At 69.2% G+C, this 24,035-nt stretch carries 23 protein-coding genes and 3 pseudogenes; 15 read left to right on the top strand and 11 right to left on the bottom strand.

From position 1 onward, the window contains the following. The 6 genes and pseudogenes from ACFYMO_RS06400 to ACFYMO_RS06375 form a co-directional block, all read left to right on the top strand. A partial coding sequence (locus tag ACFYMO_RS06400) for a helicase associated domain-containing protein (protein WP_388544615.1) occupies positions 1-597 on the top strand: 597 nt, incomplete at its 5' end. A gap of 125 nt (positions 598-722) precedes the next feature. Beyond that, complete coding sequence (locus ACFYMO_RS06395) at positions 723-1,319, top strand: Helicase associated domain protein (RefSeq protein ID WP_388544660.1); 597 nt, start codon at positions 723-725, stop codon at positions 1,317-1,319. Between the two features lie 257 nt (positions 1,320-1,576). Then, positions 1,577-1,825 (top strand): hypothetical protein, encoded by a 249-nt coding sequence (locus tag ACFYMO_RS06390; protein WP_388544611.1) that lies wholly within the window; start codon positions 1,577-1,579, stop codon positions 1,823-1,825. Next, a pseudogene (locus tag ACFYMO_RS06385) lies at positions 1,806-2,099 on the top strand (WhiB family transcriptional regulator); the annotation flags it as partial. The gene ACFYMO_RS06390 and the pseudogene ACFYMO_RS06385, both read left to right, overlap by 20 nt. Next, positions 2,094-2,636, top strand: coding sequence for an RNA polymerase sigma factor (locus tag ACFYMO_RS06380; protein ID WP_388544657.1), 543 nt, complete (start codon positions 2,094-2,096; stop codon positions 2,634-2,636). The pseudogene ACFYMO_RS06385 and the gene ACFYMO_RS06380, both read left to right, overlap by 6 nt. Further along, positions 2,633-2,938: a hypothetical protein gene (locus tag ACFYMO_RS06375; protein ID WP_388544608.1), complete on the top strand. Its 306-nt coding sequence runs from the start codon at positions 2,633-2,635 to the stop codon at positions 2,936-2,938. The genes ACFYMO_RS06380 and ACFYMO_RS06375 overlap by 4 nt, the downstream gene beginning before the upstream one ends. A gap of 461 nt (positions 2,939-3,399) precedes the next feature. On the opposite strand, the gene ACFYMO_RS06370 is transcribed toward ACFYMO_RS06375, so the two are convergent. The 3 genes from ACFYMO_RS06370 to ACFYMO_RS06360 form a co-directional block, all read right to left on the bottom strand. Beyond that, positions 3,400-3,591, bottom strand: a complete 192-nt coding sequence (locus ACFYMO_RS06370) for a hypothetical protein (RefSeq protein WP_388544606.1) — start codon at positions 3,589-3,591, stop codon at positions 3,400-3,402. Between the two features lie 112 nt (positions 3,592-3,703). Further along, positions 3,704-5,644 (bottom strand): pRL2-11, encoded by a 1,941-nt coding sequence (locus ACFYMO_RS06365; protein WP_388544603.1) that lies wholly within the window; start codon positions 5,642-5,644, stop codon positions 3,704-3,706. 530 nt (positions 5,645-6,174) lie between these two features. After that, entirely contained in the window at positions 6,175-6,411 is a 237-nt protein-coding gene (locus ACFYMO_RS06360) for a hypothetical protein (RefSeq protein ID WP_366774926.1), read from the bottom strand. A 281-nt stretch (positions 6,412-6,692) separates the two neighbouring features. Between ACFYMO_RS06360 and ACFYMO_RS06355 the strand changes: the two genes are divergently transcribed. Continuing rightward, on the top strand, positions 6,693-7,436 hold the full coding sequence (locus ACFYMO_RS06355; protein ID WP_388544600.1) for a hypothetical protein: 744 nt from the start codon (positions 6,693-6,695) through the stop codon (positions 7,434-7,436). Positions 7,437-7,846: 410 nt separating this feature from the next. After that, complete coding sequence (locus ACFYMO_RS06350; protein WP_388544597.1) at positions 7,847-9,058, top strand: MFS transporter; 1,212 nt, start codon at positions 7,847-7,849, stop codon at positions 9,056-9,058. A gap of 64 nt (positions 9,059-9,122) precedes the next feature. Here ACFYMO_RS06350 and istB read toward each other — a convergent pair whose 3' ends face one another. The 3 genes from istB to mobF form a co-directional block, all read right to left on the bottom strand. Then, positions 9,123-9,920 carry an IS21-like element helper ATPase IstB gene (gene istB, locus ACFYMO_RS06345; RefSeq protein ID WP_388544594.1) on the bottom strand — a complete coding sequence of 266 codons (798 nt, stop codon included), beginning with the start codon at positions 9,918-9,920 and terminating at the stop codon, positions 9,123-9,125. Next, positions 9,917-11,551 (bottom strand): IS21 family transposase, encoded by a 1,635-nt coding sequence (istA, locus tag ACFYMO_RS06340; protein ID WP_388544654.1) that lies wholly within the window; start codon positions 11,549-11,551, stop codon positions 9,917-9,919. Before istA ends, istB begins: the two co-directional genes overlap by 4 nt. Before the next feature lie 83 nt (positions 11,552-11,634). Continuing rightward, positions 11,635-12,426, bottom strand: a complete 792-nt coding sequence (mobF, locus tag ACFYMO_RS06335; RefSeq protein ID WP_388544591.1) for a MobF family relaxase — start codon at positions 12,424-12,426, stop codon at positions 11,635-11,637. Between the two features lie 412 nt (positions 12,427-12,838). Between mobF and ACFYMO_RS06330 the strand changes: the two genes are divergently transcribed. Both ACFYMO_RS06330 and ACFYMO_RS06325 read left to right on the top strand, forming a co-directional pair. Further along, the gene (locus ACFYMO_RS06330) at positions 12,839-13,588 is read left to right on the top strand and encodes an SMI1/KNR4 family protein (protein WP_388544588.1); all 750 of its coding nucleotides are present in this window, start codon (positions 12,839-12,841) and stop codon (positions 13,586-13,588) included. Between the two features lie 186 nt (positions 13,589-13,774). Then, positions 13,775-14,191 carry a transposase gene (locus tag ACFYMO_RS06325; protein WP_366774923.1) on the top strand — a complete coding sequence of 139 codons (417 nt, stop codon included), beginning with the start codon at positions 13,775-13,777 and terminating at the stop codon, positions 14,189-14,191. A gap of 346 nt (positions 14,192-14,537) precedes the next feature. Here the strand turns inward: ACFYMO_RS06325 and ACFYMO_RS06320 are convergent. Further along, positions 14,538-15,909, bottom strand: a pseudogene (locus tag ACFYMO_RS06320) (IS1380 family transposase). 396 nt (positions 15,910-16,305) lie between these two features. Continuing rightward, entirely contained in the window at positions 16,306-16,800 is a 495-nt protein-coding gene (locus ACFYMO_RS06315; RefSeq protein WP_388544585.1) for an MBL fold metallo-hydrolase, read from the bottom strand. A 948-nt stretch (positions 16,801-17,748) separates the two neighbouring features. On the opposite strand from ACFYMO_RS06315, the gene ACFYMO_RS06310 reads away from it, so the two are divergent. The 3 genes from ACFYMO_RS06310 to ACFYMO_RS06300 are packed head-to-tail and all read left to right on the top strand — an operon-like array spanning position 17,749 to position 18,917. Further along, on the top strand, positions 17,749-18,183 hold the full coding sequence (locus ACFYMO_RS06310; protein ID WP_366772862.1) for an SRPBCC domain-containing protein: 435 nt from the start codon (positions 17,749-17,751) through the stop codon (positions 18,181-18,183). Further along, positions 18,170-18,547 carry a metalloregulator ArsR/SmtB family transcription factor gene (locus ACFYMO_RS06305; protein WP_366772861.1) on the top strand — a complete coding sequence of 126 codons (378 nt, stop codon included), beginning with the start codon at positions 18,170-18,172 and terminating at the stop codon, positions 18,545-18,547. Before ACFYMO_RS06310 ends, ACFYMO_RS06305 begins: the two co-directional genes overlap by 14 nt. After that, positions 18,534-18,917 (top strand): VOC family protein, encoded by a 384-nt coding sequence (locus ACFYMO_RS06300; protein WP_366772860.1) that lies wholly within the window; start codon positions 18,534-18,536, stop codon positions 18,915-18,917. Before ACFYMO_RS06305 ends, ACFYMO_RS06300 begins: the two co-directional genes overlap by 14 nt. A 110-nt stretch (positions 18,918-19,027) precedes the next feature. On the opposite strand, the gene ACFYMO_RS06295 is transcribed toward ACFYMO_RS06300, so the two are convergent. Continuing rightward, positions 19,028-19,303 (bottom strand): hypothetical protein, encoded by a 276-nt coding sequence (locus ACFYMO_RS06295; RefSeq protein ID WP_388544581.1) that lies wholly within the window; start codon positions 19,301-19,303, stop codon positions 19,028-19,030. 958 nt (positions 19,304-20,261) lie between these two features. Between ACFYMO_RS06295 and ACFYMO_RS06290 the strand changes: the two are divergent. After that, positions 20,262-20,354, top strand: a pseudogene (locus ACFYMO_RS06290) (YdeI/OmpD-associated family protein); the annotation flags it as partial. Positions 20,355-20,520: 166 nt separating this feature from the next. Here ACFYMO_RS06290 and ACFYMO_RS06285 read toward each other — a convergent pair. Then, positions 20,521-21,615 carry a hypothetical protein gene (locus tag ACFYMO_RS06285; protein ID WP_366772858.1) on the bottom strand — a complete coding sequence of 365 codons (1,095 nt, stop codon included), beginning with the start codon at positions 21,613-21,615 and terminating at the stop codon, positions 20,521-20,523. Positions 21,616-21,992: 377 nt separating this feature from the next. On the opposite strand from ACFYMO_RS06285, the gene ACFYMO_RS06280 reads away from it, so the two are divergent. After that, positions 21,993-23,498, top strand: a complete 1,506-nt coding sequence (locus ACFYMO_RS06280) for a HEAT repeat domain-containing protein (RefSeq protein WP_388544578.1) — start codon at positions 21,993-21,995, stop codon at positions 23,496-23,498. Here ACFYMO_RS06280 and tpg read toward each other — a convergent pair. Further along, a complete protein-coding gene (gene tpg / locus ACFYMO_RS06275) occupies positions 23,477-24,034 on the bottom strand; it encodes a telomere-protecting terminal protein Tpg (RefSeq protein WP_366772856.1) in 558 nt (185 codons plus the stop codon). The two genes, ACFYMO_RS06280 and tpg, sit on opposite strands and share 22 nt — an antisense overlap. Position 24,035 lies beyond the last annotated feature (1 nt).

Raw genomic sequence — 24,035 nt, 5'->3', positions numbered from 1 at the left:
GGGCAGTGGCTGTCCAACCTCCGCCGCCCCGGTGCCCTGGACGGACGTCCCGAATGGGAGGCAGCGCTCGAGGAGATCGATCCGGACTGGAACCCCTCGTGGCCGGCCGAGTGGCAGCGGCACTACGCCGCGCTGCGGGAACTCGTACGCGAGGAGTGCCGCGAGCAGGGCGGTGGCCCCGCGCTGTTCGTGCTCCCCGGCGTCACCGTGCACGGGATGGACGTCGGCAAGTGGCTGGCCCGGCAGCGGAAGCCCGAGGTGTGGGCCGCCCTGGCGCAGGGGCAGCGCGAGCGCCTGGAGGCCCTCGGCGTCACCCCGCACGCCCCGGCCCCAGCAGCGGCGGACACGGGCGCGTCCGTGAAGGCGTCCACGGCACCCGTGAGTGGCTTCGAGAGGGGTGTTGCGGCCCTGGCGCAGTACAAGGCCCGCACGGGCTCCGTGAGGGTCCCCAGGGGGCACGTAGAGGCGTTGCCGGACGGCACCGAGGTCAAGCTCGGAGTGTTCCTGTCCAACACCAAGACCCGCCGGGCCAAACTCACCACCGACAAACTCACCACACTCGCCGAACTGGGACTGGAATGGGCGCGGCAGGGTTAAAGAATGGGGTAATGTTTTGGTTAAGCAGTATCGAGTCCTGGTGTGAAGGTGCACGGAATGGCGTCTGAGGAAGAGCTGTTCGCGTCCGTCGACGCTCTGTTGGCGGATTCCAGGTCGGACGATGGCTGCGCCGGCAACGCCAGCACGCCCGCGACCACGCCCACCGCGGCACACCATCATCCGCCCGGATCAAGGTCCTGGCCGCGGTCGATCCCTGGTGGTGCCCGCCATGGAGCCTGGCGTGGCAACGCGCCTGGCAGCACATCCACGACCAGGTACAGGCCGGCCACCGGCTCGACGCCGACCACCACTTCCGCAGCTTCGCCCCCGCCCAGCGCACCTGGCTACGCCAGCAGCGCACCCACTACGACGACCTCCACCCCGACCAGCAGCGCCTCCTGGCCGGCATCGGCCTGAACCGCGAGAGCGCCTGCACCCGTCCCATCAACCCGTACGCCGAGACCGCTCTCGCCCACGCATGCGCCTACGCCGCCCTCCACCGCACCCTGACCGTGGCCTACTCCACCGTCCACGACGACTTCCCCTTCGGACGCTGGCTGGTACAAACACGCCGCAAAGCCCGACAAGGCCGCCTCTCCCCCACCACCCACACCCTCGGCCCCTGGTGGTGCCCACCCTGGCCCCACACCTGGCAACGCACCTACCACCAAGCCCGCAAGCAGCACGACGCCGGTCAGGACGACTCCCCCGCCCTCCAGTGATGGACCGAGCAGCAACACACCCACTGGAACACCCTCCACCCCACCCAGCAGAAGCTTCTTTCCGCCATCGGCGTCTTTCCCGCATGAACTGACGCGGCCGCACCTGTCCGGCCCGGGCATGCCCAACTGCCCCGTTCCGCCCGGCCGGAAGGAAGAAACTCAAAAAAGTTCTGGCACCGGGGTCACGCAACGGTCCCCTCGCAGGCACTCACCTTCAGAAAGCCAAGACCACGTTCACCGATGCGGGAGCCCCAGCGATGCCGGAGTATGAGATTGCAGCCCTCGCCGCCGGGGCCGGATACCTCACAAGCGTGCTGCGGATGTGGATCCGGGTGCACGGCCGTACCAGCATGGCCCACATCCGCAGCAGACATCGCAGCGAGATAGTCCGGGAACTGCCCAGTGGCAGCCGGGTCATGGACGAACACGACAAGATCACCATTGAAGTCGGCGGACCGCGGGCGACTGAGAAGCAAGGGGGCGGCAGTGTCATCGTGGGTGACTGAGTGGTCGGCGCAGGCAGCCTGCCGTACCATTGATCCGGACGAGTTGTTCGTGCAGTCAGCGGCACAGGACCGGTCCAAGGCGGTGTGCACCGGCTGCCCCGTGAGAACTGAGTGTCTCGCCGACGCACTCGACAACCGGGTCGAGTTCGGCGTGTGGGGCGGCATGACCGAACGGGAACGGCGCGCCCTGCTTCGCAGACGGCCCGCCGTCACCTCCTGGCGCGCGCTACTGCAGAGCGCACGTGCCGAGTATGAGCAGGGCGCCGGGCTGCTTGTCGAAGAACGGCCCAGGCGACCGCAAGAGCAGCAGGGTCTGTCAACGGAACAGGAACAGCAGTACGGAGCTCTCTTCCGGATCCGCTTCGTACCGACCGTCGCGTTCCTAATCGCCGCCGGTGCGGGCCGGCACGACGCTGAGGACGCCGTACAGAGCGCCTTCGTACATCTGGCCCGGGCATGGGAGTCAGTGACAAACCCCGAAGCGTGGCTGCGGACCACCGCCTGGCGCATGTGGCTCAAGGCCAAAAACAAGGAGAAAACCTGGACCTCGGATCCCGCCGACCTGCCCGAAGCGGGCGTGCCTGACCCGTGCGGCGGCATCGCCGAGCAGGTCGACCTCGTGCAGCTGTTGCGGCGGCTCCCCGTCCTGCAGCGCACAGTTATGGCCTTCGAAATCGACGGAGCCACGCCCGCACAGACCGCCGAGGCCCTGGGGGTACCCAGTGCCAACGTCCGCCAGAACCTGCGCCGGGCGCGTCGCAACCTTGAGCGCATGCTTCAGGAACAAGAGGACCAAGGAGGCACACTGTGAGCAGCTCCCCCAGGCGCAGTGCCGCCCAGCCGGTAGATGGCGTGCTGGCCTCCGCCATGCAGCGCCTGTCCAACGCACTGGACGCGACCACGGACGTCGACAGCAGGCTGACAGCCGCCTTGTACGCCGCCGTGCTTCCCCCCGAGCCTCCCGTCAAAGCCTCAATCGACGCCTTCCTCGACCACGGCCGGCAGGAACTGCAGGCAACCCTCGAGGCCACCACAGACGTCGAAAGCCACCTCATTCTGACCCTGCACGAAATCGATCTTGATCCTCAGGCCGACACCACCAGCGAAGAGTAAGCACACAAGCACAGCCGGTAGATCTACCTCGACGACCTCACCAACCCCGACACCCCCTGACGCCGCCCCATCAGGTAGCGGCCCAGCAAAGCTGCACCCCAACCGATCAACCTGCGCAGCCCGCAAATCTAGAAGTCACACACATCACCCAGCTCAAGCGAGCACGCCGAACCTTGCAGGAACCGCCCAGACAAACTGAGAAACCCCAGTCCACAGAACTAACGACAGCGCAGAAAAACCGGTCGGCGACAGAAGTGCCATCAACCTGTACGGTGCCGCGTCGCCCCCGGGCCCGGGGGCGACGCGGTAGAGGGCCGCGTTCCCCAGCTCGACATCACGCGGCCCCGGCACACACCGAGCCTTTGCGCGTTCTGGAGAGATGTCGGGCTCCCTGCCGCCGCTTACCACACGGGATGAACTGGGCTGATACTGCGATCTGACGGACAGTGACACGACCTGTCTCACGCCCCGCTGCGTGACCCGTCCCGTGACCTTCCGGGCCCTTGTCCCGTGGGTGCCAGCGGAAGCACGCTCGGCACGGGCCAGCGGGTGCCGGCCGAGGTCTCTTCCCGGCGGGCCAGGCCCCGCGTCGGGTAGAGCGCGGACAGGTCCAGCACGGTGGTGAGCACCGGGAAGTCGGCTGTCGTCAGCATGGCGCCGAACTGCTTCCAGCGGTCGGCTTCGGCTTCGCAGCCTCGGCAGAAGCAGACACGTCCGGGTCGGCGCTGCGCGGGTCGGGTTTCCGGCCCGCCGGGTCGGGGCGGGCTATTCGAGGTCGGTGGTGCCGGTGGCGGCGCGGGGCCGGTTGCGGGCCCACTTCTTGAGGTCGCCGGCGCGGTAGAGGAGTTCGGCGCCGCGCTTGTCGGCGGCGGGCGGGAAGGCGGGGTCGTTGGCGCGGGCGAAGCGCAGCGCGGCCAGGGTGATGCCGTTCAGGTGGTGCCCGGCGGCCGCGCGCAGTCCCACCACCTGATCGTCGTCGGCCGGGGCCGGGGCCGGGGTCGCCGGCGGTGTCGCCGTGGCGCTGGGCGCGAGCTCCCCGGGAGCGGCGGCCGGGGCCGGGGCGGGGTTCCGGGCGTCGGCGGGCCGCTCTCCGCTCGCGGGCGGCTCGGTGACCGGCGTCTGGCCGGGGGCGGTGGGCCCGGTATCGGGGAGGGAGTCGGCGGGCGGCTTGTGCAGCTGAATCGGGCGCGGCTGTGTCCCGGCTGCGGCCGGGGCCGGGGTGCCGGTGGTGGCCCACTGGCGGGCTTCGGCGTCGGTGAAGAACAGCACCTGCGTCTCCCAGGCGGACCCGCCGGAGACGACCTGGGCGCGGCCGTGGTGCTTGGTGGACTTCGGCGCCGGGTGGACCTCGGGGGCGAGCATGCGCCAGGCGTTGAGGGTGTAGCGGGCCAGGATGCGGGTGGCGAACTGCTCACGGACTTCCGGGCCGCCGAGGGCGCGGGCGGTGGCGGACTGGGCGACCAGCAGGACGTGCATGCGCAGCTGGCGGCCCATGTAGAGGATCTCGTCGAGGGCGTCGAGGGCCGGGGAGGTCTTCGGGTCTCCGGACTCGCGGGTCTTCTCCCAGTAGCGGGCCAGCTGCTTCATCGTCGCGTTGACCTCTTCCAGGAGGATCAGCAGCCGCGGGCCGATGGCCTTCGGGTCGGCGTCGATGCCCAGGCCGTCGGCGAGGCGGGTACGGCGCCGGCCTTCGATGCCGAGGGCGATGAGCTGGTCGTGGATGTCGGCGATGTCGCGGCAGTAGGTGACGCCGGCCAGCCCGGACGCCCACGGGTGGGAGATCCGCTTGGTGTCCAGGACGAACACGAGGCTGCCGTGGTGGAGCATCTGGCAGGCGATGCAGCGCAGCGTCACCGACTTTCCCCCGCCCGTGGAGGCGTTGACGAGGATGTGCGGGGATTCGGCGTCCAGGTCGACCGAGACCTCGCGGCCGCCGGCGCCGACGCCGATGACGGGGGCGGACTCCGGGGCCTTCTCGACCAGGGCGTGCACGGTGGGGTCGGTGACGACGGCCCTGCTCGGCGGGCGGCGGGTCTTCTTCACCGTCACGTACGTCTTCGAGCCGGACAGGTGCCAGGAGAAGGTGACGCCCTCCAGGGCGAGCTTGGTGGCGATGATGTCGGCGACCAGGTCCTTGGAGAAGTTCAGCCGCCGGGGCACATCCACGCGTATCCGGGCGTCGTCGTCGTTGAAGTTGCGGGGGATGTGGAGGTAGCGGCGCGGGTCGGTCTGCTCGGGCAGCTGCAGCGGCAGAGCGAGCGCCTCGTGCAGGGGCAGTATCCACTCACGCTGGAACGCGCGGCGCTTGCGGGTGACCGCGAGGTAGACGGCCGTGCCGGCGGCCGCGGTGGAGGCGGCGGCGATCCCGGTCTGCTCCAGCAAGGCGAGCGCCGGATCCGGGTCGGCCCGTATCTGCTGGGCGGTGGCGAGGGTGGCGTCCTGGTGGACCCACCCGGCCTGGTAGCCGCCCGTCCCGGCGGCGGCCAGCGCGCTGATACGGAAGGTCAGGCGCTTCCACCCGGCGCGGTAGGAGGACCGGGAGACGCGGCCTTCGACCTTCGGCAGGACCCTGGTGCCGGTGCGCCAGAACGTCGCGTCGGTCCGCTTGACCCCGTCCAGCGGACGGCCGGCCAGGAACCGGCCGATCCCGAACGCCACCGTCTCCGCGGTCTCTTCCACCTGCTTGTCGAACCTCGTCTGCACCATCGGCCGTGCCCTTTCGGTATGCGTCCAGGCACCTCACACCCGGAAGCGGACACGACCGTTCTAAGCCGGATCACCTGTGGACAAGCTCCGGCCGCCCCGTCCCCTGTAGCCAGGGCTGCTCGACGTCGTGGGCACGGTCCTACCCCGCGCTATTCGGGTGAGCCGGCGCGCCGTCTGCCGCCTTATCGCGTCCGCTCATCCCCGGCGGCGGCCCCGCGGGGTGCGCCACGGGTTGGGCCGGCCGCCGGGGTGCTGCCGTGAACGGGAACGGTGCCGGGCGGGTGGCGGCTTCGGCACCGGGTACAGCACCGCGCGCAGCCGGGACGCGTCCGCGAGCCGCTCCAGGCGCTCGCGCTGCTTCGGTGAAAGGTGCGGCGAGGTCGGGGCGACCATGGGGACCGTGCTTGAGGGGCCGGCCCCCGGCACCCTCCCCGCTCCCAGGGGACTTCGGGGGTGGCTGGCCGGTCGCGTCCCGATACCTGGCGCGGTGACTTCGCCGCCCGTCCCGCCGGACGGGCCCACGCGGCCCGTCACGGCTGGAGGCCCTGGCCTTGGCCGGGGTCGGGCTGCTGGTGCTGCTGCTCGTGCTCCTGGCGGCGCTGGTCGACCGGACCGGCCGGGTCGGCATCCGGGGTCTCCCGCTCCTCGACGGCGCGGCGGCGGGTGCTGGCCGCACGGGTGAAGGTGGCGAGCCGGTCCAGGTTTTTTGGTGTGCGCAGCCAGGCCGCCGGGTCGGTCGTGCGGCCTTCGAGGTGTTCCTCGGGCATCGCGGCCTGCTGGTGGGCCTGGATGGCGGCGGCCCGCTGGCCCGGGGGCAGGGCGGCATCCCGGCTCGGTGGTCGACAGTGTGAGGAGCGGATGCCGTCTCGCCCTCGAGGTCGCGGTGACCGGCAGGTGCGGAGGCGGCCGAGGTCGCCTCGTTGGCGGTGTCGGCTCGGATGCGGGCGTCGCGGATCGCGTTCTGCACGGCCAGGCTGGCGGCCCGGGCCCGCTCGTAGCGGGTGGACTCCCGCGGCGGCGTGCCTGCGGCGGGGGCAATCCACCACCGGTGCGGCACCGGGAAGTCGGCGGTGTAGTTGGTACGGTCCGGCGTCGGAGCCATCCGGCCCGGCTGGGCGACGGTGCGGCGGCGGGAGTACCGGAGCAGGGCCCGGTCGGCGATGTCGTCGTCCAGGCCGCGGGTGAACTCGCGGCCGCGCAGCGTCTCCAGCAGATGCCGGCGGGCTTCGGCCAGGACGTGCCGCCGGGCGTAGGTCTTGCGCGCGGTGGAGACGACCGCGGCGACATCGACGGCGGCGAGCGTCACGTCCACGGCCGGATCCACCCGGGCGCGGATCGCCGCCCCGACTGCCCGGCACTCTCGCGGGAGGCCGTCGATGAGCTGCTGGCCGAAGCGCAGGATCGCGGAGGTGCGCCACCAGGCGAGCAGCTGGGCGAGTGGCTTCGGGGTCTTCTTCGCGGGCCGGGTCTCCTGCGCGGCCCGCCAGCCCAGTCCGTGGCGGCCGCGCTCTGCGGGCAGGCGCCCGTGCTCTCTGACGTACTGTCGGTGAGCACCTCCAGAGCGTCCTCGATGCGCTGGCGGCGGGTTGCCGCCCAGTGGATGAGGTCCTCGGGGACTCCGGCGATCTCCATGACCGGGCGCAGGCCCGGTGTGACCTCGCGTGGCACGGTGGCCAGCCTCAGGGTTTCGCATACCTGGGTCGTCATGGTGAGGGTGTATGGCTTCGTTGATCTCTATGGACAGCGTTTTTCGACCGGTTCCGGAGTCAGCTTGGTGGTCACCGGCTCGTGAATGTCGATGAGAAATGACGGCACCACCGCTCCTGCCTCTGTGGATCTGAGGCATCGCGGTCCGCTGATCTCGTCTCAGTCGGCCTGGGGTCCGCGGGTGCGGATGCGTTATTCGTCGCTGCGCGCGGCGGACATGCGCGAGTTCAGAGTCGCCGCTTCCCGCGCAGGGAGGTAACTACCCTGACCGGTCCTTCCCCGCCTGCTTCAGGTCGACCTGCACGCAGTACGGGCCTGGGCCGCAGCCGTTAGACTTTCCGGATGTTCATCGTGATGTTCATCTGACGGTCCTGGGTCTCTCCCGCCCAGGTTCTGATCCGTTGAGGGTGCGGTCTGTCATGCCCTCCGGACCCCGGTAACCGTCAGACTCGCGGCCGTGCGTACGAGCCGGTCGCACATCATCGGAGCTTCTTCGTGCTCGCAGTGCTTCTGCTTCCGGGCGCGCTTCGCGCCTTCCTTCCTGCCCTGATTGCTCGGTCCGCTCTCGCGATGGGCAGTCTTGCTCTCCTCCTCGCCGTCCAGGACAGCACGGGCTCGTACGCGCAAGCCGGTCTCGCAACGGCGGCGTTCGGAATAGCCAACGTCGTCGCCGCCCCCTGGCGTGCCCGGGCCGTCGATCGATTCGGTCAACGGATCGTGCTCACCACCCTGGCGTCAGGCCAAGCCTCAGGGTTCATCGCCCTCGCGCTCATCGCCGAAGTGGAGGGAGTTGCGGATATCTGGTTCCTCATTCTCAGCGCCCTGGTCGGCTTGACAGCGCCACCCCTGGGTGCGGCGATGCGAATGATCTGGGCGTCGCTCACGACGGCCGGTGACCAGCGAACGAAAGCATTCAGCATCGACGCAGTGTGCGAAGAGCTCCTCTTCGTCGGTGGCCCCGTCATCATCACCGCGGTCATCGTGGCGAGTTCTCCCAGTGTCGGGCTCTGGGTGACCGCGGGAACCGTTTCGCTCGGCACCGCAGCGATGACGTCCAGCGCGTCGTCGGGGGCGCTTCGCGGAACAGCAGGGGGCGTCACGCGAGGTGATCGCCCCCTGCGACAGCCAGGTTTCGCAAGGGTATTGATCGTCCTCCTGGGCGTCGGTGGTGTACTGGGCGTCGCGGAGATCGCAGCGCCAGCAATCGCTAAGCAACATGATGCCGTCGCAGCTTCGGGCTGGCTCCTGGCGGCCTTCGCCGGCGGAAGTGCTCTCGGAGGGCTTCTCTATGGGCAGCTGAACCTCAAGTCCGGCATCGGCAGGAGACTCTTCACCCTGTGCGTCAGCATGGCGCTCGCCGCGGTACTCGTGTCCCAGCTGGACACCCTCGGACTCTTCGCTGCGGGCATTGCACTGGTCGGCCTGTTCCTCGCTCCGTCTCTCATCACCGGGTACCTCATCGCCGACACCATCGTTCCGGAAACCAGCCGGACGGAAGCGTCGACATGGATCACCACCTCGGTGAACCTCGGCGCCGCACTGACGCCGGCAGCAGCTGGATTCGTCATCGACAGTTCCGGCGCCGGGCTCGCCCTTCTGCTCGTGGGAGCGATCGCCCTTGCGCTTGCCTCAGCTGTGCCATTCACACGGCTGCGCAACATCGAGCCGCCTGCGGTCCACGCTCCCGATCATTGCGAGCACAGCTGAAGAGGCGTGGAACGGCCGGGCCGCCCGTTGAGCCGGCTGGCCATCAAGGCAGATGAGGCAGCGGTCAGCCGGCTTTGACGGGTTCCTCCGTTCGTTTGCGTGTGGTGGCCAGGCGGTATGAGTCAGTGCCGGTTTCGATGATGGCGCCGTTGAAGGTCAGGCGATCAACGATGGCCGCGCAGAGGCGAGGGTCCGTGAACGTCTTCGTCCAGCCACCGAAGGACTCGTTGGAGGCGATGGCGACGCTGTTCTTCTCCTCGCGTTCGGTGAGGACTTGGAAGAGGAGTTCGGCGCCGTGCCGGTCGAGTTCCATATAGCCGAGTTCGTCGATGCAGAGCAGGTCAACGCGGCCGTAGCGGGCGATGGTCTTGTTCAGCTGCTTCTCGTCGGCGGCTTCGACCAACTCGTTCACGAGTTTCGTGGCAAGCGTGTAGCGGACCCGGTAGCCCTTCATCGCCGCCTCCGTCCCCAGTGCGATGAGCATGTGCGACTTGCCGGTGCCGGAGTCGCCGATCAGGCAGAGCGGCTGCCCGTTCTGGATCCAGTCGCAGCTGGCGAGGGTGTGCACGGTGGCAGCGTCGATGTTGGGGTTGGCGTCGAAGTCGAACGCCCGAAGCGACTTCTCCCGCGGGAAGTTCGCCGCCTTGATCCGCCTCTCCGAGCGGCGGCGGGCACGGTCATCGCATTCAGTCATCAGCAGCTCAGCGAGGAAGCCCCGATAGCTCATCTGCTCCTTCAGCGCCCGCTCGGCGATGTCGGGGAACTCCTTGCGGATCGACGGCAACCGCAGCATGCGGCAGGCCGTATCGATGGCGGCGTCGGCGGCCTGCTCGGTCAGGCCTCGCTGGCGGGGCAGGGTCATTGCGCTTCTCCCTCACGATGGTCACCGCCGCAGTCGCGACGGCGTCGGAGCAATTGGTCGTAGGCGGTCACCGACGGCAACGGCCTGCTGTCTGGCGGAAGATGAGCGAGCCGCCATTCGTGCAGCGATGTCACCGTCGCCGGCGGCTTACCGGCTACCAGCTCGCCTGCGGCAGGGCCGGGCTCGGTCTCGGCCTGGGCGGCCTTGCGGGCCTCCAGCGCAACGGCATCCGCGGTCAAAGCGCCGGCCCGCAGGGCCGCGGCCAGGCCTGCGACCACATGCTCGTGGGGCAGGTGACGGCCCAGCAGCAGCACCTCGATCAGAGCCCGGGTGCCATCCCGCTCGCCGTGAACCTTGCGGGCTTGCTCCCACCAAGCGTCGTGGACCGGGGTGAACTTGCCTGCCGAGCGGGCCTGTTCGAGCGCGGTGGAGCCGGGGAAGGCGCCGGGCTTGCGGACCAGGACTTCCAGGTAGTGGTCCAGCTCCAGGCGGATGGCGCCTTTGGCGATCAGCCTCTCGTGCCGGGCCACTTCCACGTTCTGGTCGTAGACCACGAGGTGAGATGCGTGCAGCACGACTCGAACTCGTCTGCCGATCAGTCGGATCGGGACCGAGTAGCGGTTGGTGCGGACTGGGATCTGGCCGTAGCGGTCGACCCGTGGCGTGAACATCCGCCCGGTCTCGAAGGGTTCTTCGGGCAGCGGTCTGAGCAGCGGTTGTTCGAGCGCGAAGTACTCAGCAACGGTTTTGGGCCTGGCGCCGATCCGGCGGGCGTCGTCCTGCCGGTCCCAGTGCTCGACCATCTCATTGAGCTCGGCGAGCGAGGAGACCTCGGGGACGGGAACGAAGTGGTTGCGGCGGAAGTAGCCGATCATCCCTTCGACTCCGCCCTTTTCGTGGGCGCCTTCGATTCCGGGTCGGCAGTAGAAGCTCTCGATGTCGAAGTGTGACTTGAACGCGATCCACCGGTCCGCCTCCACCCGCCCCCGGGTCTGCCCCAGTACCCGGGCGACGGCGGCCTTGAGGTTGTCGTAGCGGATCTTGCTTCGCGGGACCCCGCCCAGTATCCGCAGTGCGTGGACGTGGCCTTCGAAGAAGGCTTCTTGGCCGCAGGAGGCGAACACGCGGTGGACGGACTTGCCCGAATACGACAGACGCAGGGAGAAGAGATAGCAGGTCACCAGCTCGCCGGCCAGCCGGACGGTCACGTCACCGAAGTCGACCTCCGCCTCGTGGCCGGGCTGGTGAGTCTGCGGGACAAAGGCCTCCAACGGAGCCTTGCCGGATTCGACCAGGATCTCGGGCTTCCGGGCGGAGACGTAGTAGCGGACCATCCCGTAGGAGACGTCGGCTCCGTGCTCCTCGACCAGCCGGTGGAAGATCCGGGTGACCGTGTGCCGCTGCTTACGCGGCGCGTCCAGATCCGTCCGCAGGATCTCGTCGATCACCGGCTTGAACGGGTCCAGTGCGGTAGCCCGTTGCGGCAGCTTCTTGCGCGGCTCCGGCCAAGACGAGTCCAACGCCTTCCGCACCGTCCGCCACGTCACGCCGTACTTGCGCTCGAGCTCCCGCATCGACAAGTCAGCGCGATGGTCACGCCGGATCGCCGCGTACAGCTCGACCTTCGACATCCGCGGCATGACCAGCACCTTTCACCAAGAGCATCCCGATGCTGCCCTGGCAAGAACTCCGGTGCCTCCCAAACTCATCAACATCACCCGACAGTGGATCGGGGTGCCTCCCAAACCCGTCGACAGGTGACGTCACTACTGCTCGACAAAGCCAGGGTGTAGAGCGTCCCGGCGGCCACCACGTGCTGGTGGAGCCGGTAGGTGTCCAACGCGCCCCACACCGGATCACCGTCGGCGCCCCGGCGTCGGACGCGGTTGAGGAGCAGGCAGTGCTCGTGCAGGAGGGGGAAGCCGTCGCGGTTGTCGAAGTGGCGGAAGGCGGCGACCACGAGCGCGGGCGTCTTCGAGCGGCCGCGGCCTGAGGCCCACCGGGTCTCGGCGACCTCGTCCTCCAGCCAGCGCACCGCCGCGGCGATAGCGCGCTCGTGGGCCCGCTCGATGACCCGGCGCACGACGGCGTCACCCAGCGCCCACAGCACGACCAGCGAGGCCTGCGGCCGGAAGGTGAAATCCATGCCGAGCACCGGCGCCTGGCCGCGGGCCTCGATCTCCTCGACCGGCTGCCCCAGCACTGTCAGCCGACGGGCCGTGACCGCATCGGCGCCGTCCTCCAGGAGGGTGCGCTCGATACGGTCGGCGTCCGGGTGCCGCCCCTCACCGAACAGCAGCTCCAGCTGACGCTCGGACACCTCCTCGCCGTCGGTGAGCCCGAGCGCGCCCAGGCCGCGCCCCAGCCATCTGCCCGGCGGCAGCCCGGCCAGCTCCTGGGCGCCCCGGAGCGTCTGGCCGTGCGGGCGGCGGCCGTCCCCGAACGCGACACCGCGTATGTAGTAGCGCCACGCGTTACGCCTCTGGATCTTCGCAACACTCAGCATCACCACAGCACACACCAGCTCTGAACTGCGAAAAAGCACGATCCCGCCCGACGGGAGGGTTCACGGGAACTCCACACCCGATCCCGCCCGGCGGACCACCCACGACGATCCCGCGCCCACCCCGGCGGACACCACCAGCGCCATGCAAATGCTGCGCGCCCACCGCCACGCGCCCACCGCCACGCGCACCTCATGCGACAGGGCCTGTACCGGGGAAATCAGCGCTCCGGCCCCGGCCGGCAGGACCCGAGTTCGAGGGTGGTGCCGACCAGGAGTCGGCACAGATCCGCTCGCGCATGGGGTGGGTGCTGCCGCCGTAGCGAGCGCGCGGACGAGGACCGATACCGGCCTGCCGAGCGAGATCGGGCACCTTGCCCGCCGTCCGCACGGGCTTCCGTGGAAGGCTTGGCGTATGAGCGATGATCTGCCTTCCAAAGGAGCACAGCAGCCGCCGCCGACCGTGCAGGAGGAAGCAGAGGCCCGCCGCGTTGCTGCCGCGTGGCAGCGCATCGAAGCCTGGCTGCGTGAGCACGCTCCGGCCTCGCACGCCACGCTCAGACCCGGCGCCTCCGAAGAGCAGCTCGCCGTCCTGCAAAGCGACCTCGCCGTGCACGTCCCGGAGCAGCTGCGGGCGTTGTGGCGGCTGCGCGAGGGCGTGGCCGAGGGGGAAGGATCCGTCTTCATGCTGGACGAATGGGCGCTGATGACCCTGCCCAGGGTGTCCTGGGCCCACCGGCTTCACATGAACCTCCAGAAAGAGCGGGAAGAGGAGGAGGAATACGAACCGGAAGAAGATCTCCACTGGCAGCCCGAGTGGATACCCTTTTGTTCGTTCGCCGTGGACGATGAGACCTACGGGCTGTACCTCGACGGAGCCACGGGTGAGGTACGCAAGTGGTACGAGGGAAACGAGGAACACGACTCGATAGCTGACTCACTTGCCGCCTACCTGGAGAAGATGGCAGACGGCCTGGAACACCCTGCTCCGGCGCCAGCCGGTGCGGGACTGCTGCGGAACAGGGCACTGCACTGGGGAGTGCCCATCCTCGACGAAGACGCCGAGGTGTGGAAACCACTCAGGAGCCGTTGTCGTATCGAGGGGTTCGGCTGTCGTTCGAATGAGGGTTCCCGGTTGGGTGAGTCGGCGGCGGAGCGCGCATGAAGGCAGGGTCTCCTGCACAGCTCGAAGGTTGTTGAAGCCACGAGCGCGGAGGAGACCCTGTTGTCGCAGTTGTACGCGGTCGCGTTTCCGGAGTCCAACTCTGCTGCCCCGTCGTGTGACTGTCTCGCTCACGTGTACGGGAACGCGGCCGATCACGGTGAGCGGGTGCGCCGGTATGCCTCGGACATGACCGATGCGGAGTGGGCCGTAGTCCGCGCCGGTATGCCGGTGCCGGGGTGGCTGGAGGGCCGGGGCGGGCAGCCGAAGAGCTATTGCCACCGGCAGATGATCGACGCGGTCCGATACCTGGTGGACAACGGCATCAAGTGGCGGGCGATGCCATCCGACTTCCCCGTCGGCCTGGTCACTGGCTGCCGCTTTGGTTTCGTTCGAGGTGGATGCCGGCGGGGCCTTGCCCGCTCCAGCCGCTGCGCGGCGAAGTGGCCGGAGCTGCCGTCAGCGGCCGGAATCAAGTCCGTCGCACCCAGCCGGTACGAGATCTACTCAGAGTTGTTCGCCAGCAAGGTGACCATGAACCCCGGCCATCCGGTGGGGGACGTGCTCGCGTTCGGGGCCGTCTTCGCCGCTCAGACGCGGACCTGAGTTAGAGCTCGCGGGCCCGCCCGCCTCCGCGTTCGGGCTCGGGCTCGGGTTGGGGGGCACGGTCGGACTCGATTTCGGCCAGTCCCGGCTCGCTGGGGCCGGGCGCCAGCCGCATGCGTGTCGCACATTTCGGGGTCGGCTTTACCGCGGTAAAGCACGTACGCGACGAGACCGATGTTCCTAGCCTCGATCTTTCGTGACGGTCCGTCGGTTTCTTCGGCGGGCCGTTTCGGTTGTTCGGGGTCGGTGGTGGGCACGCTGATGGCCCGGCTGTCGCGTCGGGTGGGCGCCGGGTTCCACGGCTCCGGTCGGGGTGGTGCTGGTTGCAGGGACGGGAACGCGCTGGTCAGCCGGGGTTCGGGAGAGTTTCGAGCCGCGCCAGGGCGTCGGTGATCACGTCGGTCCAGGGCCAGTGGCGTGCGAATCTCAGGTGCCGGCGGCGGGCGGTGGTGATGATCTGGGCGGCGGCGGAGAAAAGCCGGAGCCGGAGACGGCGGGGTTCCCACCTGCGGGTTTTGCCGGTCAGGGCGAGCATGGGCATCCAGGCCAGCAGGTCCAGGGCGAGCTGGACGATCTCCAGCCAGATCTGGTTCTGTGCGGTGTCGTGCAGGGGCAGGTTGCGCAGGCCGGTCGACCGTGCGGCCCGGATGCGGTCCTCGGCTCGGGCCCGCTGACGGTGCCGCAGCTCCAGCGCCGCAATCGCCATGTCGCTGGTGTTGGTGGCGAAGCAGGTCAGCCGCAGTCCGTCAGCGTCGGTGATCCGCAACTGGGCGCCAGGGTGGGGCCGTTCCTTGCGGACGATCAGCCGCATTCCCTTCGGCCAGCCCTTCAGGCAGTCGCCGGTGATCTCGGCGACCCATGCCCCGTCCCGGATCTCGCCGCCGGGCTCGATCGCTGCTGTCCAGGCGGTGGCGGGGACCTTGAGTACGGCTTGGTGAATCTGCTCGGTGATGGTCATGCCGACCGAGTACGACAGCCACCGTCCGCGCTGGGCGAGCCAGGCCGTGAACTCATGTGTTCCGCCCCCGGAGTCGGTACGAATCAGCGTCCGGCGTCCGCGCCGGTACTTCTTCGGCAGTTGCGCCAGGGCGAGTTGGGCCGTGGTGATGTGGTCGGCGGCGGTGTTGCTGCCCGCGTTGCCGGGCCTGAGCAGGCCGGCCACCGGTTCCCCGCTCCCGCCGCTTCCGTGATCGACGAACCCCATCAGCGGGTGGTGTCCGAAAGTCTTCTTCCAGGTCGCGGTGGCGTCCTGCTTCTCGGAGTGGGCCAGCACGAGCACCCCGTCCAGGTCCACGATCACCTCCCCTGAGGCGTCCGGGGCCGCATGCTTTGCCACGTTCCAGACGTGCTCGCTGCGGCCCGCGCGGTCCGTATCGCGGAGAGGGCCTTCGGCCCAGCCTCGGCAAGAGTGTCGATGAGGCGGGAGACCGTCGGATCGGAGGCCACAGGGCCGAAGACGTCCGGCTCGGCCCGCAGCATCGCGACGTCCGCGAGGCAGTCCCCGCCCAGCGCGACCGCCAGAACCACGTCCAGCAGGATCTTGCCCGGATCGTGCACCGCACGCTGCTTCCGCCACGGCGCCAGCGTCCTAGACATCGCTGATCCAGCCCGGCCTTGCGGACGGTCTCGACCAGCAGCACAGCCCCGGCCTGGGACACCACCGCATGACCATAGCCCTCGACGCGGACACGCGGGTACGACCCGATACGCTTCTTCACCTGAGAAGTGCTTCTTTCCTTGCAGCCAACAGGACCCTAGACAAGTCCCATCGTTGCAGGTCAGGGGCACTTCTCGCTTTTTCGACCAAGCATCGGACAGCCACCGTGGTGAAAGCGCGAGGCTAGGGGTGTCCGTCGCCGTGGGATTCGGCGTGGGCACCACCACGGCCTGCCGGTACTTCACCGAAGCCATCGATGTCTGGTCAGAACCGAGCCCCGTGGACTAGGTCGGGAGCCGTTGTGCTCGGGGCCAGACTCGCTCGACGTCCGACACGCACAGCCGGGGGACGAGAGTCGGGCCGGTCGGAGCGGGGGCGTCGGCCAAGGCGACGAGACCGCCGAGAAACTGGAGCGTCTGCATGCACTCGCGTACCTGACCGGCCCGAGCGGCTGCGATCACGCGAAGAGGAACGGCTCGGTCAAATGCGGCGTCGCCAAGTGCAGCCTTGTGGCGGTTTCGCGGCCGAGCATGCGGTCTCTCGAGTGCCTGGCCGCCTCGGGATCTGTCTCGTGCGCATAGGCGAGCTCGGGGTGGAGCAGCTGGAGCGCGTGCACCAGGAGGTCGCCGGTGACGAGCACCAGCTCGCGCCCGTCGGCGACCAGCACACTCTGGTGTCCGGGCGTGTGACCGGGCGTGGCGACCGCGCACCCGGCGGGCAGCAGTGTGTCCCCGTCGAGGAGCCGGAGCCGACCAGCGGCCGTAAGCGGGTCGGTGAGGGTCTCGCGGAGCTGCGGGTTGAGCGCGTCGAGGGCGTCGAACTCGGCACGCTGAAGCAGGTATTCGACGTTCGGGAAATACGGGCGGCGGCCGCCGGTCGCGCTGCCGGTCGAAGCGTTGCCGGCCACCGCGCCACCCGCTGAGGGGACGGCCGCCTCGGTCACGATCGCCACGGTCAGCTTCGGCCCACTGAGCGGCCGTGGCCTCGGGGAAGGAATCGGCGCGCGGAGAGAAGAACGGGCCTTCGCCGTCGTCAAGGGCGATGATCTCGGTCGATCCGATCCAGAGGCGGGGAACGCTGAGGGACCATGGCCGCGATCCTGCCATGCCTTCCACGCGAGCGGTCACTCGCGCCACGCCGTGATGATCTCGATGTGGAATGAGGTGAGCTCTCGGACGAACAGTGGGCGGTGCTGGGGTCGTTGCTGCCTGTTGCCCTGTCGGATGGGCCGTCGGTGTGTCCCGAATGCGCCTTCCGCCACCTGATCGCCGACCGTCTCGACATCCCGGGCGTCCGCTGGGGGGGGCGACGGCGCCGAAGCCGTTGCCCGCAGGGGCGAGCACGGCGGCCGACCCCCGGTCATGACCGACGACATGTTGCACACCGTGCTCCGTCGCCGCGCGAGCGGCGCGCCCGTCGAGCAGATCCGACCCGACGAGTTCATCGGCAAGCGCAGGGGCCAGGGCCCCAACGTTGCCAGCAGCTACCGAGCACTCGCCGAACACGAGAAGGCCCGGACGTGCCCCGAGGCCGTCGAGGCAGCTCACGCCGACTTCGCAGCCCTCCTGTCCGCCACCGACGGCCTGCGGCCCTCTTCAGCCCACATCCTCACGTGGACATCGTGTCGGGATGAGCTACCCGGACTCCGCGATCTCCCTGTGGCGGGTTTCTGCCGTATCTGGGTCATACCCCTGCTGGCGTCGGCTGCGCCGGTGGCAGCAGGCCGGCGCCGTCGCGGGCAGGGAGAGTGCCGGTCCCGGCTCGGCCTGCGGCGGATGCGTCACGGCGGACGGTCGGAATGCCGGACGATCGCGCGTTCCGGGACGGGCTTGCGGGATACCCATCGCAACCATTAGGTTGCCATTAGAGGGCAACTCAGAACTCGCTGAGGTGTATGGGTATGGTTTCGGACAGGATCGAACGTGAGAGGCTGCTGCGGCACCCCGTTGAGCGGGTGTGGGCGGCGCTGACCACCGCCGAAGGGTTGTCGCAATGGTTCGGCTCGGTGGCTGAGATCGATCTACGGCCCGGCGGCCGCGCGTACTTCCGCTGGGAGGACCTCGACGAAGAATCCGTCGCCACAATCACGGTCGTCGAACCCCCACACCGTTTGTCGTTCAGATGGCCGATCGATGGCCGTCCGGAGGACGACGCATCCCGAACGCTGGTGACCTTTACCCTGGAGCCCGTAGCGGGTGGGACCCGGCTGCGTCTGGTGGAGAGCGGGTTCACCCAGGCCGCCGACGACCTCGCCCGGTCCGCCCATCAGAGCAACAGCCAGGGGTGGACGGCAGAACTCGGCGACCTGGAGTCCTACCTCGATGCGGCCGCCTGATTCACAGGAGCAGGCCGTCGCGGTGTTCGCGGCACTCACCGATCCGACCCGGCGGGCGCTGCTGGACGAGTTCGCACGCGCCGGACCCGCCACAGTCACCGATCTGGCGCGACGCCTGCCGATCAGCCGACAGGCAGTGGCCAAACACCTCGGTCAGCTCGCCGAAGCGGGCCTGATCAGCTCCGATGATCCGGTCGGCCGCCGTCACCCCTACCGGTTGGAACCAGCTCCCATCCGCGCGGCCCAGGTGTGGCTGGCCACACTCGCCAACAGGTGGGATGAGCGGCTGACCGCGCTGGAACGTGCACTGGACGCCACCACCCGACCCCCGACCGAGGAGCCACCTCGAAATGAACCAGCCTGAGTTCACCGCCGGCCTGAACATCGCCATGAAAATCCCCAAGGCACAGTACGAGGCCACCGTGGCCTTCTACCGCGACACCTTGGGCTTCGCCGTCGAAGAGGAGGACGTTTCCTACGCTCCAACCGTCTCAAGAACTCATTCGGTGCGGTTCGGTCCTAGCACGCTGTGGCTGGACTGCGTCGACAACTACAGCCAGCCCGACCTGTGGTTGCAACTCCACACCGATGACCTGGACGCGGCGACGGCCACACTGGCCGGCGTCGGCATCCGCCCGTGTGACGAGGTCGAACCGCTGCACAACCTCGAATCCAGAACCCACTGGATCAAAAACCCAGCCGGGGTCGTTCACCTGCTCGCAGAATCCGGCTGAGCTGCCCGTCCTTTGCGCGTCTGTCCGAACCGGCATACTCGCTGTGCGCCAGCCAGCACTCGCGCCTGACCGCCTGACCGCCTGACCAGGCTCCCCGGAACAGGCCGGCCCTATGATGCGCCGGTGTATGCGAGGTGGGTGCCACAGACGGTGCGGCGGAAGAGCACGGCGGTCGCCCCCCCTTCCCCGAGGTGGGTCAGGAAGTCCTCAAGCTGGTTCTCGTCGTGCCAGCCACCGATGCGCAGGTCGGCTCGGAGCTGGTCGGCGAGAACGGTGACGGTCTTCCGGGCGATCGCGAGGTGTTCGAGGTGGGTCTCGGCCTCCCTGGCCTGCAGTTCGCCGACCCGGGAGCGGAGATCATCGGCCAGGCCACGGGCGGGCAGCATGGGCACTCCGGGTGTCCAGCACCAGCAGGGTGGGGCCCGCTGGCCGACGGGCCTTCTCACGGACCCGGCAGCGCAGGACCCTCCGATAGGTCACTGGGGAGGGCTCGCCTTCAGTCACCTCGTCACATCGGCAGATCAGCGACCGGGAACCGGCCGATTCAGACCACACCCGCGCCCCGGGCGAGGAGAGTGACGACCCCGCACCGGGCGGCTGGCATGATCACCTCACCCACTCGTGGCCGTCCTCCCGGTCAGTGTCGTGGTCGTCCCCGTCGAGCAGGTCGTTCACCTCGTTCTCGGTGAGCTCGCGTGTCTGGTCCATGACCCTGATGATGCCGACCCGCCCGACGCCGGCTTGGCGGCACCGCTCCGGTCGGACGCGCTCGGCCACGTTCCAGGTGATTCAGCACACCGTTGCTCGCCGGGGATTGAGCCGCCGCGGGGGTCGATGAGGGTGCCGGTCCGGGGAACAGCAGCGGTCGTGCCGTCGTCGACGGATGCCTTCCGTACCTCCTCGCCACGTGTGGTGGCGGCCACGACGAGCGCGTGCAAGTCCTGTCCTGGGTGCCGGTCGGCTGTCTTGCGCACGGCTTCGGGGAAGGTGATCCGGAGTTTCCAATGTGCGGGTCCGGTCGTCCGGCCTCTTGCCCTCGTGTTCGTCTGTGAACCGCTGCGGTCCTCCGAGACGGATACGCTCCACTCGGACCGGTTGCAATGGCGACTTTCAGCTCCCGCTCCGGTTCGCCTCCTCGTCGCGCACAAGGCGGTAGGCCGTGCAGCCCGGCACGGCCTACCACGTGGTCGGTTCGACACCTTGCGTTCGAGGACGTGCCCATGTCATGGCGATCGGCCGGGTGTGGTTCGCTGCTGAGCTGACTCAGGACTTGGAGATCGTCGCCTTCGAATCCGCCGAGGCATTCGAGACGTGGCTCGGCGAGAACCACGCCGTCTCGCCCGGCACCGGATCCAGGATGCCAAGAAGGCCGAGACCAGGGCACGCAGGATCGAGAAGTACGTAGCGATGCTGGCGAAGGGCGAGAAGCTGCCCCCGCAGCCACGGAAGCCGGTGCTGGATCTTGCGGTCGCGCCCGACGGTGGTTGCCTCGCCGATATGCCGCTGCTGTCCCGCCTGAACGACCGCTTACGGACGCGCTGACCCGCGCACGAACACCGGTGGACGTCGGACGTGGTCGATGCCCGGCGGGCGGGGCCGCAGCTCACGCCAGGATGACATGCATGCCGCCCTGGTCCAGGACATCGAGGACCTCGCCGAACAGGTCGTAGGGGTGGCCATCCGGTGTCAGGGCCCGGGACAGATTTTCGCGTGCGGTCACTGCGTCCCGCCAGAGCAGGGTTGCGGGGGCTGTGTAGCCGAAGTTGCCGCGCAGGCAGTCGTCGAGGGCTGCCGGGCAGCCGCCGAAGTACCCGCCCGGACCGTTCACCGCCTCGCCGAGCGCCAGGTGGAGGCCCGGTTCATCGGTGACGTGCCGGCCGTCGAGTGCGTAGGCGTGACCGGCAGGCCGGTCGCGGTGAGCGCGCCGGCAGGCCCGCTCCCGGACGAGTTCGTGCCAGGCCCAGCGGTGCCGGGTGTCGAGCCCGGCCCAGGCCGCCGCCATGTCCGGCGGCCCGGCGAACCACCGCGTCCACACGGGCCGGGCGTATGCGGGAACCGGCGTGGCGAGCTCGCCGTCGAGCTCCAGGTCGATCAGGTCCGTTCCGTGGGGAGATGGGCGCCAGGAGGTGATTCTGGTCCAGAGCAGGCGTTCGGTGAGCGGCTCGCCCTGGTCGTCCCGTATCTCCAGGGCGGCCTGTTCCAGGTCCAGCGCCCGTCGGGTGCCCTTCATCAGTGCCGCCCTCAGCTCATCGCCCGGGGCGAGTCCTCTCAGGACGAGCGGCTGTGCGCCCTGCTCGCGGGGCAGGACACGGGCGAATTCCCGGCAGCAGCCCAGCCAACGGTGCCCGTCGTGCACCCGCACGCGGCCTCTGTGTCCCTCGGGTGGGCCTTCGTAGTCGTCCAGGCCGGTGAGCACGAGACTGTCTGTCCCGAGAAGCCGCCCCGGGCTCTCCGCGTCCTCGAGCAACCAGGGGTCGTGTGCCTCGTCGTCCGGTACCAGCCACACCCGGTTGCCGACCCATCCGTGCACTTCTCCTTGTGGCACCCAGCCGAACAGCTCGTAGATCCCGCGCCGGGGTTCTCCGAACAGTCCCTCCGCCTCGTCGCAGACGCCCCAGGCATGCCCGTGCTCCGTATCGGTCAGGGTGTACCGCATTCGCCCGCGATGGCTTTCGTCCTGGTGCACGCTGACAATCATGCCGGGAGGGGATTCCAACGGCGAAGTCGTTTCGCACCTGGCCGGCTGTGACCACTCAAGCAGCGTGGTCATCGACCAGATCCGCTCCCTCGTGAGGAAGCCGGCCGCGACGGGAATGCGCATCGCAGTCGCGTGCCCGGGGCCTCAAGTTCGCCCGCAGCCCTACTGCCGCCGAGCCAATCCCCCGGGTCAGCGATGCCGCCACGGCCGAGCAAAGAATTTCAGCAGGATGCCGGGCGCAAAATGCGCACGACCTGTGCGAACTCTCACTCTTACACTCAGCTTGTCGGACCGTTGAAGGGGTGGGGATGCTTGTGGACACCGGGGACGGGGCAGCTGCAGCGGCTCGGGTTGAGGAAGGTGCGCCGCTTCACGGCGTGCTTGATGTCGCCGACCCCGGTGACTGGCTCGCGCTCGATGCAGGGGTGCGTGAGGTCGCCTGGCACCGCCCGCAGTTCCTGCCGGAGTGGGAGCACTCCGCACCGCTGCCCGCCGACCTTGCTCAGCTCGGCGAGTCCCGCCTCGCACTCGCCCTGTGCCACCGCGATGGACGGATCCGCCAGAAGGCGGTGCGCAAGTCGGCTCGATGCCCCGGTCTGCTGCCGTTGGTCGTGATCCGCTGCGCCGATTGGGCCGGCCCCGTGCGCGAGCAGGCCCGGCAGGTGCTGCGCGAGGCTCTGGACATGGACTCCGCCCTCGGCCTCGCGCCGATCATCCTTCGCGTCGGCCGCCGCGACAGAGGAGCCTTCGGGGTCGACGTGCTCGGCCAAATCCTGCGTCAGGCGTCCCACGAGCAGCTCGCCGTGCTCTTCGCCGACCCCGACCGCACCGTCCGGCGGTTCGCGTACCGGCTGGCCGTCGAGGGTCAGCTGCTCGGTTCCGCCGAGCTGGCCCGCGCGGCCGCCCGGGACCCGGACAACGTGGTCCAGGAACTGTGCGCCACAGCGGCACTCACGACTCTGGGGGATGAGGACGCCTACGAGGAGGTACTGCCTCCGCTGCTGTCCGCACGCAACCCGCGTACCCGTTCGGCCGGTGTGACCGCCCTGAGACGGGCGGGGCGGCCACAGCAGGCGGAGCAGTTTCTCAGCGACCGTTCCGGGCTCGTGCGTGCTTGCGCCAGGTATGTCATACGCCAGCAGGGAGGCGACCCGACGGCCTGGTACCGGGAGCGGTGCACAGCGCCGGACGACCCCGAGCTGCGGCCCGGTGCGGTCATCGGGCTGGCCGAGTGCGGGAACCGCACGGACGCCGGGCTGCTGCGGCCGCTGCTCGTGCACCCGGCGGCCGGCGTGCGGGCGCGAGCCGTGGCAGGGCTGCGGGAACTGGACAGTGTGGACGCGGCGCAGTTGCGGCCGCTGCTCGACGACCCTGCCGCCGGTGTCGTCCGCGAGACCGCTTCCGCCCTGCTTCCCGTGGCCGGGGAACTGCCGGACGACTGGCTGTTGGAGCGCACTGGATCCGAACGGCCGCGGCACGTCCGCGTTGCCGCGTTCCGGCTGCTCGACGCGCGCGGCGGCATCGTGGCGCTGCGAGCGGCGGTCGGTCTGCTCGAGGACCCGGATATGAAGCTGCGTACCTGGGCCGCGCAATCCGTGCAGCGCTGGCATCCGTCGCCGGACGGACGGCACGGCGACACGGAGGTGGGTGAGCTGCTCGACCGGAGCCAGCACCTCTTCAGCGACTATGTGCTGCGTCGGCGCAAGTGGGAAGCCGGGGTGGAGGGCTGGGAGCGCACCGCGGTCCGGGACTCCGCTCAGCACTCGCCATCCGATACCCCCGTTGACGGCAAGCCTGGCAGGGTGTCGACTGTCGCGCTTCGGCTCGGGCGCGCGATGCGACGCTCGTGCCGTTCCGTTCTTCAGAAGTCCAGGTCCAGATAGTCGATGTCGTTGATGGCGACATCCGAGATTCCCATGGCGCGGCTCCCGCCGTCCTGGAAATAGACGTCCTTGAACCCTTCGGCGATGATGCCGCGCAGCTGCTGGTCGCCGGCCCCGGCCTCGCGGGCGTCGAACAGCCGCTGTGCGTAGGCCGGTGGGAGGTGGACGGTCAGGCGGCGGAAGCGGCCGTCGTCGGTGGTGCCGATGGGCGCGGTGTAGCCGAACCGGGCGCGGGTCTCGACCGTGACGCCGCGGGTGGTGGCGGCCTGCTTGCGGCGCCGCTTGCGCACGCCGGGTTGCCAGCGGGCCCGCACGGCGTCGTCGATTTTCGCGGCGATGTCGGCGCGGGGGTGTTTGCGAGCGCCGCGGCGGTAGCGGTTGACGGAGTCGGCGGTGACCCCGATCTCGGCCGCGACGGCCTTCGCGCTGCCGAACTGCTTGAGCAGGTAGCTGATCTGGCCCTTGAGGGTCTTGGGCGGGTTCCTGGTGAACGCCTCCCGGTCGGCGCGCTCGATGGCGTCGTCGATCTCTCCCACG

Origin of the sequence: Streptomyces sp. NPDC007025, from assembly GCF_042869455.1 — a bacterium.
In the GTDB taxonomy this organism is placed as follows: Bacteria; Actinomycetota; Actinomycetes; order Streptomycetales; family Streptomycetaceae; genus Streptomyces.
This window is presented reverse-complemented; position numbering and strand designations above follow the sequence as displayed.

Excerpts from the sequence above, each read along its gene's own strand:
- ACFYMO_RS06390 (WP_388544611.1), top strand. The coding sequence starts at position 1,577 with ATGCCGGAGTATGAGATTGCAGCCCTCGCCGCCGGGGCCGGATACCTC.
- ACFYMO_RS06370 (WP_388544606.1), bottom strand. The coding sequence starts at position 3,591 with ATGCTGACGACAGCCGACTTCCCGGTGCTCACCACCGTGCTGGACCTG.
- ACFYMO_RS06365 (WP_388544603.1), bottom strand. The coding sequence starts at position 5,644 with ATGGTGCAGACGAGGTTCGACAAGCAGGTGGAAGAGACCGCGGAGACG.
- ACFYMO_RS06360 (WP_366774926.1), bottom strand. The coding sequence starts at position 6,411 with ATGCCCGAGGAACACCTCGAAGGCCGCACGACCGACCCGGCGGCCTGG.
- istB (WP_388544594.1), bottom strand. The coding sequence starts at position 9,920 with ATGACCCTGCCCCGCCAGCGAGGCCTGACCGAGCAGGCCGCCGACGCC.
- istA (WP_388544654.1), bottom strand. The coding sequence starts at position 11,551 with ATGTCGAAGGTCGAGCTGTACGCGGCGATCCGGCGTGACCATCGCGCT.
- mobF (WP_388544591.1), bottom strand. The coding sequence starts at position 12,426 with ATGCTGAGTGTTGCGAAGATCCAGAGGCGTAACGCGTGGCGCTACTAC.
- ACFYMO_RS06330 (WP_388544588.1), top strand. The coding sequence starts at position 12,839 with ATGAGCGATGATCTGCCTTCCAAAGGAGCACAGCAGCCGCCGCCGACC.
- ACFYMO_RS06325 (WP_366774923.1), top strand. The coding sequence starts at position 13,775 with ATGACCGATGCGGAGTGGGCCGTAGTCCGCGCCGGTATGCCGGTGCCG.
- ACFYMO_RS06310 (WP_366772862.1), top strand. The coding sequence starts at position 17,749 with ATGGTTTCGGACAGGATCGAACGTGAGAGGCTGCTGCGGCACCCCGTT.
- ACFYMO_RS06305 (WP_366772861.1), top strand. The coding sequence starts at position 18,170 with ATGCGGCCGCCTGATTCACAGGAGCAGGCCGTCGCGGTGTTCGCGGCA.
- ACFYMO_RS06300 (WP_366772860.1), top strand. The coding sequence starts at position 18,534 with ATGAACCAGCCTGAGTTCACCGCCGGCCTGAACATCGCCATGAAAATC.
- ACFYMO_RS06295 (WP_388544581.1), bottom strand. The coding sequence starts at position 19,303 with ATGCTGCCCGCCCGTGGCCTGGCCGATGATCTCCGCTCCCGGGTCGGC.
- ACFYMO_RS06285 (WP_366772858.1), bottom strand. The coding sequence starts at position 21,615 with ATGATTGTCAGCGTGCACCAGGACGAAAGCCATCGCGGGCGAATGCGG.